The 13,358-nt window shown below is 49.0% G+C and carries 7 protein-coding genes, 3 tRNA genes and 3 rRNA genes; all 13 read right to left on the bottom strand.

What is annotated here, in order from left to right:
* Positions 1-59 precede the first annotated feature (59 nt).
* Positions 60-371: a hypothetical protein gene (locus tag QOX44_RS07135; protein WP_283682317.1), complete on the bottom strand. Its 312-nt coding sequence runs from the start codon at positions 369-371 to the stop codon at positions 60-62.
* A gap of 290 nt (positions 372-661) precedes the next feature.
* Positions 662-1,663 (bottom strand): ABC transporter ATP-binding protein, encoded by a 1,002-nt coding sequence (locus tag QOX44_RS07130; RefSeq protein ID WP_442955389.1) that lies wholly within the window; start codon positions 1,661-1,663, stop codon positions 662-664.
* A 24-nt stretch (positions 1,664-1,687) separates the two neighbouring features.
* Positions 1,688-2,899: an ABC transporter ATP-binding protein gene (locus QOX44_RS07125; RefSeq protein ID WP_283682315.1), complete on the bottom strand. Its 1,212-nt coding sequence runs from the start codon at positions 2,897-2,899 to the stop codon at positions 1,688-1,690.
* Positions 2,900-2,913: 14 nt separating this feature from the next.
* Positions 2,914-4,557 (bottom strand): ABC transporter permease, encoded by a 1,644-nt coding sequence (locus QOX44_RS07120; RefSeq protein ID WP_283682314.1) that lies wholly within the window; start codon positions 4,555-4,557, stop codon positions 2,914-2,916.
* Between the two features lie 18 nt (positions 4,558-4,575).
* Positions 4,576-5,562 (bottom strand): ABC transporter permease, encoded by a 987-nt coding sequence (locus QOX44_RS07115; RefSeq protein WP_283682313.1) that lies wholly within the window; start codon positions 5,560-5,562, stop codon positions 4,576-4,578.
* A gap of 74 nt (positions 5,563-5,636) precedes the next feature.
* Positions 5,637-8,081, bottom strand: a complete 2,445-nt coding sequence (locus QOX44_RS07110) for an ABC transporter substrate-binding protein (protein ID WP_283682312.1) — start codon at positions 8,079-8,081, stop codon at positions 5,637-5,639.
* Positions 8,082-8,380: 299 nt separating this feature from the next.
* Entirely contained in the window at positions 8,381-8,926 is a 546-nt protein-coding gene (locus tag QOX44_RS07105) for a hypothetical protein (RefSeq protein WP_283682311.1), read from the bottom strand.
* 121 nt (positions 8,927-9,047) lie between these two features.
* Positions 9,048-9,118 (bottom strand) — tRNA-Cys (locus QOX44_RS07100).
* Positions 9,119-9,151: 33 nt separating this feature from the next.
* Positions 9,152-9,223: transfer RNA gene (locus tag QOX44_RS07095), tRNA-Glu, on the bottom strand.
* A 40-nt stretch (positions 9,224-9,263) separates the two neighbouring features.
* Positions 9,264-9,336 (bottom strand) — tRNA-Asn (locus QOX44_RS07090).
* 237 nt (positions 9,337-9,573) lie between these two features.
* A 23S ribosomal RNA gene (locus QOX44_RS07085) occupies positions 9,574-12,446 on the bottom strand.
* 522 nt (positions 12,447-12,968) lie between these two features.
* Positions 12,969-13,086: ribosomal RNA gene (gene rrf, locus QOX44_RS07080) — 5S ribosomal RNA — on the bottom strand.
* Between the two features lie 157 nt (positions 13,087-13,243).
* Positions 13,244-13,358 (bottom strand): 16S ribosomal RNA (locus tag QOX44_RS07075); the annotation flags it as partial.

The following is a 13,358-nucleotide window of genomic DNA, read 5'->3' as shown; positions in this document are numbered from 1 at the left end:
AAACCGGAGCTGTACTTTATCTTTCTTAAGTACAATTCCGGTTCTTTTGCTTTATCGCACTAATTCCACCAGGCCAGCAAAAGTGCGATCAGCACACCTCCGCCCACCAGGTAGACCATACCGATCAGGAGAGCTGCCTTCATAGCTCCCAGCACATACATGCGGCGCTCTTCTTTTGTCAGAGAATCGTCTTCCCACGGGCGGTGCGGGCGCGTTTCTTCCTGCTGCTCCGCATTATTTTTCGGTATGTGTCCTCCGCCAACCGGACGCCAGCTTCCAGAAAATATACTACGCTGCACGTCGCTCATATCTGCGACTGTACGCCCGTCGTCATCCTGATCTTCCCGATATTTTTTCCAATTATCGCTCATAGTGCCGTTTCCTTTCTATCTGACAACTTCAAATGCGAATCCTATTAAACAAGATAATACTTTGTTCCTCTATTTTTCCCATCTGATTGAATAACAGGGTATATTCTGATTGCTACAGGTTCTGGTTCCCTATGACATGGATTATACCATTATCCCGCAATAAAATACATATAAAAAGAACTCCCCAAAACCGAAATTCTGAGGAGCTGTCTATCATATTGAACCATCGTGAAATGTATCCTCACTGTTTGCTCAGCTACACTGCCCTTTGTACAATGCCCATGCAGCTTTTACTTATCGTACAGGTGGCACACTACATAATGTCCCTTTTCTACCTCGCGCTGCTTCGGCGCTTCTTCCTTACAACGAGCCGTGCAGTACGGACAGCGTGTATGGAACTTGCAGCCAGAAGGCGGATTTGCCGGAGACGGGATAGAGCCTTCCAGCACGATACGGTTCATTCTCGCATTCGGATCCGGGATCGGGATTGCCGAAAACAGAGCCTTTGTATATGGATGAAGCGGATTTTTGAAAATATCTGCTGTCTCACCATATTCTACGAGATTTCCGAGATACATAACGCCTACCGTATCAGAAATATGCTCTACGACAGAAAGGTCGTGCGAGATAAACAGATACGTCAGTGAGTATTTCTCCTGAAGCTCATTCAGCAGGTTGATGATCTGTGCCTGGATCGACACGTCGAGCGCTGATACCGGCTCGTCACAGACAACGAATTCCGGATTGAGGGCCAGTGCGCGCGCGATACAGATACGCTGTCTCTGACCACCGGAGAACTCATGCGGATACCTGTCTTTGTGGAACGGCTGAAGTCCGCAGTTATCCATGACCTGATCGATGTAATCCTCAAACTCATTCTTCGGCACAAGCTTATGCTCGCGCACTGCTTCTCCTATGATCTCACCAACCGGAAGTCTTGGAGACAGACTGGAAAACGGGTCCTGGAAAATGATCTGCATCTTTGTACGCAGAGCACGCATTTCTTCGTTGCTCACATCGTAGACTTCTTTTCCATTGAAAAGTACCTGACCGCCTGTTTTTTCTCCGGAAAGACGCAGGATCGTACGTCCTGTCGTTGTCTTTCCGCAGCCGGACTCACCTACAAGGCCCATCGTCGTACCACGCTTTAAGTTGAAGGTAACGCCATCAACAGCCTTTACATAGCCCTTTGTACGGGATACCATTCCGCCCTTTATGGGAAAATATTTTTTCAGCTCATTGACCATCAGAATATACTGCGGATCATACGTTACCGGATGCTCGACCGTCATCTCTCCATTTGTCTTTGCAGCCATCTATTTTCCCTCCTTTTCACCTGTGGGAGCCTTTACGTGTCCCTCCAGGATATTTTTCTTTTCCTCATCGGAAATCTTGCCGCCGTCATAGTAGCGGTAGCAGCTTACCTTATGCGTATCGCTTAAGCTGATCTCCTGCGGATATGCGCCGTCACACTGTGCGCAGTTCATCTCACAGCGATCCTTAAAGTAGCAGTAATTCGGCATATTGATCGGGTTTGGCACCTTGCCCGGGATGGAGTAAAGCTTATCTACCTGCTTTCCTACTACCGGCTTGGACGCCATCAGTCCAATCGTATACGGATGTGCCGGGTTCTCAAAGATCTCCTGCACTGTTCCCTTTTCTACGACACGGCCTGCATACATGACAACCACATAGTCAGCCATCTCAGCAATCACACCCAGATCGTGCGTGATCAGCATGATGGAAGAATTGATCTTGTCCTTAAGCTGACGCAGAAGATCAAGGATCTGTGCCTGGATCGTTACGTCCAGCGCCGTTGTCGGCTCATCGGCAATAATGATCTTCGGGCTGCATGCAAGCGCCATCGCGATCATGACTCTCTGGCGCATACCGCCGGAAAGCTCATGCGGATACATTTCACTTACACCCTTGCTGTTCGCGATGCCAACGACCTCAAGCATCTCGATCGTCCGCTGGCGCACTTCCTCTTTGCTCATGCTGCTGTTGTGAAGCTCGATGACCTCATCGACCTGATCTCCGATACGGAACACCGGGTTTAAGGAGGTCATCGGCTCCTGAAAGATCATGGAAACATAGTTTCCACGCAGTGACTGCATCTTCTCCATCGGGATCTTCGCAATATCATACGCCTTGTCCCCAAGATTCAGACGGATCTCACCTTCTACGATCTGCCCCTGCGGTCTCTGGATGAGCTGCATCAGTGACAGGCTCGTAACGGACTTTCCACAGCCGGACTCTCCTACGACGCCGACTGTCTTGCCGATCGGTACCTCAAAGGATACGCCATCAACACTTTTTACTGTACCTGCATCTGTAAAGAAATAGGTGTGAAGATTGTCAAACTCAACCGCATTCTCCGGATTCTTCATTGTCGTCAGGTACTCTGACTCCGGCACATTCTTTCTTTTGCGCTGTTTTTCAAGCTTACTTGTGATCCGGCGGTTTTCTTTTGAGATCCGGCGGGATTCTTTCGCTGAAAGATAGCCCTCTGCATGTTTCTTAGCCATAATTCATATCCCCCTTACCGTTTCATCTTCGGGTCAAATGCATCCCGAAGTCCATCGCCTACAAAGTTGAATCCAAGCACCGTAATGAGCAGGCAGATACCTGCCGGGATCCAGATAAACCAGTAATGTGTCATTACGTATGCGTTATTTACATCGTTGATAATATTACCCCATGAAGCAAATGGGAATTTAACACCAAGACCGAGGAAGGACAGTGTTGCCTCCGTAATGATCGTGGAGCCAAGACTCATCGTACACATAACGATCAGCTGCGGGATAACATTCGGAATCAGATGCTTAAAGATCCGGCGGTGTATACTGATGCCGCAGGCCTCTGTCGCCGTCATAAATTCCTGCTCACGCAGTGAGAGGATCTGTCCTCGCACGAGACGCGCGATAGACGGCCAGCCAAGGAAGCCAAGGATCAGCATCAGATAAAGCATACGGATCTGCGGGTCGACACGCATCGCATCCATTGCTGCACCGAGTATGATAACGAGCGGCATGGACGGGATACAATAGAAAATATCCACGATACGCATGATCAGGTTGTCGATCCAGCCGCCAAAATATCCGGAGACTCCGCCAAGCACCACGCCGATCGAGCATGACAGAAATACAACGATAAATCCGATGACCAGAGACACACGTCCTCCGTACATCAGTCTCGTCAGCATGTCCATACCGTTCGTATCCGTACCGAGCCAGTGAGCCTTTGACGGATTTGCATAACGGTCATAGACATAAGTCTTTGTTTCCTGGATGACAGAGTACGTATCGCTGTCTGCCTTGTAAGTGATCGTATAGGTGTTTTCATTGCCCTCTTCATCTTTGAGCACGAATTCTTCCGCACCGTTGTTAATCGCTTCCTGCACTGCCTCTTTAAACTCATTGCTGATCTTTGTTCCGGCCTGAGCCGGCTGTACAATAAAACGGCCGATCGATCCGACGATCGTATCGCCGTCGAGGATACTGCCTTCCTCATCGATCTTGTACTTCTTTCCGTCTACTTCAAAGGAATCCTTCTCCTCTGCATTTGCAGTAAGCGCGCCGTACTTCACTTCATATGGAAGCTCCTCGCCGGCGGAAGTAATGATATCCTTGCTGGCTACGGCAAGCGGCTCTCCATCCGCAGTAACAGAGTAAAAGTCATCGCCGTGTGTCGTCACCTCATACTTGACATTCTTTTCTGTAAAGGAAGTCTCCTTCTTTGTCATGGCAAGCTTGAGTTTTGCCTGAAGCAGCGTGCCGAACTCTTTCCCGTCCGCTACAGTAAAGCGCACCTCGTCGTTCTGAACGACTCCGGCATACTCTTTGTCCATGTAGGTGTATGTGTAAAACTGCTCATCCTCACCGTACGGGCTGATCATGCCTCCGATAAAGGAAAAAACAAACATTACGATCAGCATGATCATACCAAGCACTGCCAGACGGTTTCGGAAAAACCGCTTTGCAACAAGCGCACCCGGTGAAAGCACCTTGACACGGCGGTCATCATTCAGAGAAAACTCCTGGTGCTGGCTGCCTTTATTGCTTCCGCCATCTTCCATCCTGTTTTCTGCATGATGTGCTGCTGTCTTGCCCGGCACGTCCTGTACACGCATCGGACGCTCCTGCGCAAGATCCACAGGGGATTTTATATTTTTATTATTACTCATATCCTTCTTCCCCCTCCCTTACGCGATACGCACGCGCGGATCTACCACAGCGTACAGAATATCAGAAATCAGGTTGCCTGCGAGTGTCAAAACTGCCATAAATGTCAGATAAAACATGGAAAACGGAATGTCTCCCGCGATCATCGCCTGATAGGAAGTATACCCGATTCCAGGGATTGAATACAGTGTCTCTGTGATCAGCGCACCCGCAAAAAGACTCGGAAGAGATCCTCCGATGATCGTTACGAGCGGAATCAGTGTGTTGCGGAATGCGTGATGATAAATTACCTTTTTCTCACTTAAGCCCTTGGCACGCGCCGTCCTGATATAATCAGAGTTGAGTACCTCAAGCATATTAGTACGTGTATAACGCATCAGCGAACCGACAGAAACGATCACCAAAGTTGCGATCGGCAACACCAGGTGATGCGCCTTGTCGAGAAATTGTCCCATAGCATCCAGCTGCGCATAATCTCGTCCTACCAGTCCATACAGGTCGAACCAGCCCAGCTTTACGGAAAACAAAAGCTTTAATAATGTTGCAAAAAAGAAGGTTGGGAGCGAAATACCGATCAGCGCTCCTGCTGTAATACCATAATCAAGTCTTGAATACTGCTTTGTTGATGCGATCACACCAAGAGGGATCGCAATCAGAAGCTGAAGTACAAAAGAAATGCCTCCCATTACGAAGGAAAGCCAGATAACATCGTTAAATTTCTGGATAACCGGAACTGTATATTTCCAGCTCTCTCCAAAATCACCGCGGATTGCGTCAGAAAGCCATACAAAATATCCTGGGATGATCCCCTTGTCCATACCGTAGGTCTCATTAAGCTGTGCCAGCCACTCCTCAAACGGCTTTGCGTCTGGAGCCTGCGACAACTGCATTGCCATATTCTCCACAAAGGAGCCTGGAAGACAACGCATCAATGTATAAATAATGAAGGTGACACAGAAGAGAATCACTACAGATAAAGCGACTCGTTTAGCAACGAATTTTTTCATGAAAAGTCCTCACATTCTCCTGATGTAGTCAAAGAACCGCTCCTGGTTGGGAGCGGTTCCCGATTATCAGATGATTAGTTCATCTCAAGTTTCTCAACTTCATTCTCCCAGCCCCAGAACGGAGTAATGTCTGTCGGGATCGTGCTTGTGTTTACACGCTCTGTAGAGAAGATGAAGCATTCGCTTCTCTGGTATACCGGAACCTCAACACCCCAGTCCATGATGATATCCATAGCTGCTGTGTAAAGAGACTTACGATAATCCTGATCTGTGGACATACGTCCGCCAACGATCATCTCATCAAGATCCGGATCATTGATCTTGTAGTAGTTTGTTGCACCCTGGCTGTGATACAGCTGATACATATCCGGGTCTGCTGTTGCCTGCCATGCGGCACACCACATCTCAGCAACACCTGACTGATATGTCTGGTACAGCTCAGAAGCTGTAGAAATATCGTTTACTGTAAGAGTAAAGCCGATCTTTGCAAATGCATCTGCTGCATTCTTCAGAAGCAGGAAGGACGGATGGTCTCCGTTTCCGTTTGCACCGATGTTTACTGCATACTCAAGCTTAGCGCCTTCCGGAGCTGCTGTCAGCTTGCCGTCTTCTACTGTGTAGCCTGCTGCCTCGAAGTATCCAAGTGCTGCCTGAAGAGCTGCGTCATACTTCTCTTCTGTGCTCATACCCTCTGTGTAGATCGGGTTGCCCTCTACGTCTACAGAGTATGCCACCTGATATCCATCATCTGTTACCTGCGGTGATGCCCAAGATGTGCTGGAGATCGGGTAGTTGATAACAGAAGCTGTCTCGCCGTAGTAGGAGTCGATGGACTCGTCACGGTATACAGACAGAACTGTGCTGATCGCCTTACGAAGGTTCTTGGACTCCTCAGATGCCGGATCATCGCCAACCTTAATATTGTCTGCACTCAGACCAACATAGCCATAGCCAAGGAAGTCATACAGTCTTACTGTAACTACGCTTCCGTCAAAGCTCTCATCGCCGCCGTTGTACTCCTGGATCTGCTGCATAACCTCTGTTGAGTAGGACGGATCACCGATATCGATCGTACCTGCCTCAATACCTACAGTCTTGTCATCCTCCAGAGTCTCGATGTAGTTCATATATTTGATCTTCGGCTCACCCTTTACGTATGTCGGGTTTGCTTCGAAATAAACAGTACCGTTTGTGTACTCCTTGAATACGAACGGACCTGCGCCCAGCGGCTGTGTTGTTACGGAACGTACATGAGAAAGATCACCCTTCTCAAATCCGAACTTGTTTGCCTCGTAATCGTACAGATCCTCTTCGCCGTAGTAGTGAAGCGGAGCTACCGGGATCTGGAACTGATAGATCATGTTCGCAGCAATCTCTGTAGCTACTACACGCATGCTGTAGTCGCCTGTACGCTGGATACCCTCGATGTGATCTGCGGACTCGCCTGTCTCGACACCGATTGTAGAATAATTGTAAACATCCTCCGGGATCAGATCAGCAAGAGCTGTACCTGCTGTCTCTGCTTCCATAGATGCGAAATTCCATGCATAGTTCTCTGCAATAGCCATAAAGAAGTCTTTTGCTGTAGCATCTGCTGCCAGGCCTTCGTATGCCCAGTTTGCTGCAGCCGTAGCTACATCGCCTTCTTCACACAGTCCCTGTGCTACACAGGCATCAACGATCTCCTGTGCGAAAGCAACACCGCCCTCATTTACTGCGTTCCAGAATGCAGTCTGCTGCTCTTCTGTCCACAGTGTGAAGTCTGTGTTCTCCTCGCCTGCTGCTGCGATCAGAGAGGAAAGCGTAGCCATACCGGAACGGTACTCTTCCATCCCCTGGATCGGGAGAGAATAGAATGTAGCTGATCCATCGTATGTCGGATCTGCATATACATACATATTGAAAATAACATCATCAATATCCATCGGAGTACCATCTGAGAATACGAGGTCGTCACGCATTGTTACGTCATAATATACCGTACCATCCTCATTCTCTGTCACTACGATGTCAGAAATTCCTGTGTAGGTGTAATCTGTGCCATTGTATGCACGAGTCTCACCCTCGATACCATTGAGCACTGGAGCGCCTACGCGGTCAAGATCCATCAGGTTTACAAACGTTCTGTTTACGACATCCTGATCCTCTGCACTCTGTGCGAAAAACGGGGAGAATTTTCCCTCAAAATGGTTGTTGGAAACTACCAGCGTCTTTCCGTCTGTCGCTTCCTCCGGTGCTGCCTCTGCACCCTCTGTTTCAGCCTCCGCAGCATCTGCTGCCTCTGTAGCTACTTCTGTTGCAGCTTCTGTAGCTGCCTCTGTTGTAGCTTCCGTAGCTGCTTCTGTTGCTGCTTCCGTAGCTGCCTCTGTTGTAGCTTCCGTAGCTGCCTCTGTTGCTGCTTCCGTAGCTGCCTCTGTCACAGCTTCCGTTGCCGCTTCCTCTGCAGACACGCCCATAAACTGACCGAACGTCATACCTGCTGCAATCGTAAACGCCAACAGCTTCTTTGCATTCATCATCCTTCTTCCTCCTTTTTTATTTGCTGAAAAAACTGTAAACAAGACTTTTATGCTTGTAACACAAGCATAAAAGGGGGGATATCCCCCCTTTCGGTGAAGTTATATCTTACCTATATTGTTTTCAGTTTTGCTTTTAGTATTATACCTTTTTCCTGCTGTCTTGTCAATTTTTTATATAATTTTGCACTTCCTTTTTGTGTCAAATCGTGCGTTATTTTTGCATTTTTTGCCGTTTTTTTCGTTCTTTATAGAAATTTTATGCTTTTACCACTTTACCGCAGCGATAGCACCCATATTTTTTATATTTTCTCCCACCTCTGAGCTTTCGATTCACGGTGCAGATACAATGCGCTTCCAAAAGAAGCAAGCTGCAAAACAAAGAAAATCAGTACATACACAGAGCGTGCCTGAGAAAAATCCTGTGCCAGATAGAGCAATTCACCAAAAAGTGCCGCCCCGGCTCCAAACAGTGCGATAGCAGATCTTCCCGGAAGCTTCATCACAGTTGCCTGATATACGTATTCCCGCAACGCTTTTCCATTTAGAATAATTCTTCCAACAGCGACACAGCAGCTTATGGAGGCTATGAGCTCCACCGCGAAAGGCAGCAGCACGAAGGCGCTGTTCTGAAGACCGGGAACAGGCAGAAAACCATTTACCACGGCAGTGAAAACGAGAGCGCCGCACAGTCCGCATACTTTTGCCAGCATTTTCTTTCTGCTCTCATCTCTTTCGCAAAATGCGTACATCGCGCCCTCATAGACGTAATCGCCACTGTCATTTTTTTTAAAATCATCCAGATATGCACGACGCTTTTTTTTCTGTTTCTTTTCGTTTTTCTCCATGGCACCTCTCTCCATTTCTGCCGCCATCCCAAAAATCCCGGTAACCGTCCGGTCACAGAATCTTCGTTTTTGTTTTTCGTGATACAATAAAACCTCAGAAAATAATTTCTGAGGTTTTAAGAGGCGCCAACCAGATTTGAACTGGTGATAAGGGTGTTGCAGACCCGTGCCTTACCACTTGGCTATGGCGCCATATTCTATTATATTCACAGAAGTCTGTGAAAATGACTCCTACGGGAATCGAACCCGTGTTACCGCCGTGAAAGGGCGATGTCTTAACCGCTTGACCAAGGAGCCATATCTGTATTTGTCATGGATAAGAACTCCTACGACAAAACTCCCCCTGTTGGACTTGAACCAACGACACTGCGGTTAACAGCCGCATGCTCTACCGACTGAGCTAAGGAGGAATATATAATTATGAACACTTAACGACCCATTACGGTCGTTGTGCCTTGAAGCTATATCGTTACCAACATACCTTCAAAACCACATACAGAATACCATATCTTTCCGATCTTTACAAGTCTTTTTTACCCTTCCGATTGCTTCGATCAGCGTCTTTTCTATGTGTCTACGCTCTCCCGTTCGGAACCACTTTGTGCTTCCTTCCGCTTTCGCGTACCCACATCCGCCTTTCTCCGTCTTTGGATAAGCTTGCGACCTATTAGTAGCAGTCAGCTCCATGTGTTACCACACTTCCACCTCTGCCCTATCTACCTCGTATTCTTCAAGGGGTCTTGGGATATCTCATCTTGAGGGGGGCTTCACGCTTAGATGCCTTCAGCGTTTATCCCTGCCCGACTTGGCTACCCGGCCATGGTCTTGGCAAACCAACCGGTGCACCAGAGGTCAGTCCACCCCGGTCCTCTCGTACTAAGGGCAGCTCCTCTCAAATATCCTACGCCCGCGCCGGATAGGGACCGAACTGTCTCACGACGTTCTGAACCCAGCTCGCGTACCGCTTTAATGGGCGAACAGCCCAACCCTTGGGACCTACTACAGCCCCAGGATGCGATGAGCCGACATCGAGGTGCCAAACCACTCCGTCGATGTGAACTCTTGGGAGTGATAAGCCTGTTATCCCCAGGGTAGCTTTTATCCGTTGAGCGATGGCATTCCCACTTAATACCACCGGATCACTAAGCCCTACTTTCGTACCTGCTCCACCCGTCGGTGTCGCAGTCAAGCTCCCTTCTGCCTTTGCACTCTTCGAATGGTTTCCAACCATTCTGAGGGAACCTTTGGGCGCCTCCGATACCCTTTCGGAGGCGACCGCCCCAGTCAAACTCCCCGCCAGACATTGTCCCACTGCCGGTTAACGGCAGCTGGTTAGAAACCCAATAACGCAAGGGTGGTATCCCAACAGCGGCTCCCCAGAAACTGGCGTCCCTGGTTCTTAGCCTCCCACCTATCCTGTACATGCATTACCGAATCCCAGTGTCAAGCTGGAGTAAAGCTCCATGGGGTCTTTCCGTCCTGGCGCAGGTAACCAGCATCTTCACTGGTACTTCAATTTCACCGGATGCATTGTCGAGACAGCGCCCAAATCATTACGCCTTTCGTGCGGGTCGGAACTTACCCGACAAGGAATTTCGCTACCTTAGGACCGTTATAGTTACGGCCGCCGTTTACTGGGGCTTAAATTCAAAGCTTCGCTTGCGCTAACCTCTCCTCTTAACCTTCCAGCACCGGGCAGGCGTCAGCCCATATACTTCACCTTGCGGTTTTGCATAGACCTGTGTTTTTGCTAAACAGTTGCTTGGGCCAATTCTCTGCGGCCTGGTTTCCCAGGCACCCCTTCTCCCGAAGTTACGGGGTCATTTTGCCGAGTTCCTTAACAATGCTTCTTCCGTCGGCCTTAGGATTCTCTCCTCATCCACCTGTGTCGGTTTACGGTACGGGTACGGTACAAACAATAGCGGCTTTTCTTGGCACATGGCTCACATGCTTCCCTACTTTAATTCGGTCCGCGTCACGTCTTCACCTTATGCGGGGGGTTTTCCTCCCGCACAGCTACCTCGCTTGCACGCGGCTTTCCATTCCGCGCCCATGCTCTCCACATGCGTCCCCACAGTTCTGTTATACCGTAGTACAGGAATCTCAACCTGTTGTCCATCGGCTACGCCCTTCGGCCTCGCCTTAGGTCCCGACTTACCCAGGGCAGATCAGCTTTACCCTGGAAACCTTGGATATTCGGCCGGAAGGATTCCCACCTTCCTCTCGCTACTCATTCCGGCATTCTCTCTTCAATGCACTCCACAGCTCCTTCCGGTACTGCTTCGCCGCGCATCCAATGCTCCTCTACCAATTCCTTAAGAATTCCTCAGCTTCGGTGTCGTATTTTAGCCCCGGACATTTTCGGCGCAGGACCTCTCGACCAGTGAGCTATTACGCACTCTTTGAATGTATGGCTGCTTCTGAGCCAACATCCTGGTTGTCTTCGAAATCCCACATCCTTTTCCACTTAACACGCACTTTGGGACCTTAGCTGGAGGTCTGGGCTCTTTCCCTTTCGACTACCCAACTTATCTCGTGCAGTCTGACTCCCATACATCATCTATACGGCATTCGGAGTTTGATATTCTTCGGTAAGCTTTGACGCCCCCTAGGAAATTCAGTGCTCTACCTCCGTTAGACTAATATGAGGCTAGCCCTAAAGCTATTTCGAGGAGAACCAGCTATCTCCGGGTTCGATTGGAATTTCTCCCCTACCCACACCTCATCGCCACCCTTTTCAACGGATGTGCGTTCGGTCCTCCACTACCTCTTACGGCAGCTTCAACCTGGACATGGGTAGATCACCCGGTTTCGGGTCTGCACCTGCTGACTATCTCGCCCTATTAAGGCTTGGTTTCCCTCCGGCTCCGGACTTTCTGTCCTTAACCTCGCCAGCAGCCGCAACTCGCCGGACCGTTCTACAAAAAGTACGCGGTCCTACCTTAACGTAGTTCCACAGCTTGTAAACACAGGGTTTCAGGTTCTCTTTCACTCCCCTCCCGGGGTCCTTTTCACCTTTCCTTCACAGTACTATGCGCTATCGGTCACTAAGTAGTATTTAGCCTTACGGGGTGGTCCCCGCTCCTTCCATCAAGGTTCCACGTGTCTCGATGTACTCTGGATCCTGCCGCGCTGACTTGGGTTTCATGTACGGGGCTTTCACCCTCTCTGGCCGGCTTTCCCAAAACCGTTCCATTACCCTCATCAGTCACTTATGCAGTCCGAACCCCAGCATGCACGCACGCTGGTTTGGGCTCTTCCGCTTTCGCTCGCCGCTACTCACAGAATCGATGTTTCTTTCTCTTCCTCCGGCTACTTAGATGTTTCAGTTCACCGGGTTCCCCTCCATACGTTATGGATTGGCGTATGGATACTGGAGGGCTCCTCCAGTGGGTTTCCCCATTCAGATATCTCCGGATCAATGGATATTTGCTCCTCCCCGAAGCTTTTCGCAGCTTATCACGTCTTTCATCGGCTCTTAGTGCCAAGGCATCCACCCTGCGCTCTTCTTCGCTTAACCTTCATATACATAGCGTTGTATATGCGGTCGGGTTGTGTTTACGAGTTTTCTCTCGTGTGACTTCTGTCACTTTGTTGCTTGCTTTTTATAAGTTCAAATCTCTTTGAACCTATCCTCGGATGTCTTGTTGATAAATAGTTCCGTTCGTATTCGCATGCTCAGAAACAAGTTTGCTCGCTCGAGATATTCTTCGAATATCTCTCAGTCGTCACCAACAGTCATATGTACGCAAGCGTCCAATTCCTGTTCCTGCCGCCTTTCCGAATACTCTCTTCATTATTTATCGGATATTTTTGTCTGTATGCGGTTTTCAAGGTACGTTATCGACTGATGTTTTATCAGTCATTTAAAACCAAAACTTTTTTTGATTTTAAATCACTGGTAAAACCAGTTATGGTAACAGCACTTCCCTGCTGATTGGGTTAACACATCCTACGATAGCAGACGTGGTGCTCATCCCACTGTCATTCGGATCTGTCTGTATATATATGAAACAGAATCGCTTCTGTTTTTTCTTTTTTAATCTGGCAGCCACCTACTCTCCCACACCGTCTCCAGTGCAGTACCATCGGCCGCTTAAGTCTTAACCATCGTGTTCGGGATGAGTACGGGTGTTTCCCCTAAGCGCATCGCCACCAGAAGCTTTGAGTACTTAGCGAGGTCCTTTCGAGCTTAGTACGAAAGCTGTTCGCTGCAACTTGATGAGATCGAGCTTTGCGACGATCGAATCTAGTGCAGCCGAACTTCCTCTGCTTGATAACTCAACAGCAAAACAACCTCTACTCATTCTTCCTTAGAAAGGAGGTGATCCAGCCGCACCTTCCGATACGGCTACCTTGTTACGACTTCACCCCAGTTACCAGTCCCGCCTTCGGCAGCTCCCTCCTTGCGGTTGGGTCACTGACTTCGGGC

This window comes from Parablautia sp. Marseille-Q6255, from assembly GCF_951230155.1.
GTDB lineage: Bacteria > Bacillota > Clostridia > Lachnospirales > Lachnospiraceae > Choladousia.
This window is presented reverse-complemented; position numbering and strand designations above follow the sequence as displayed.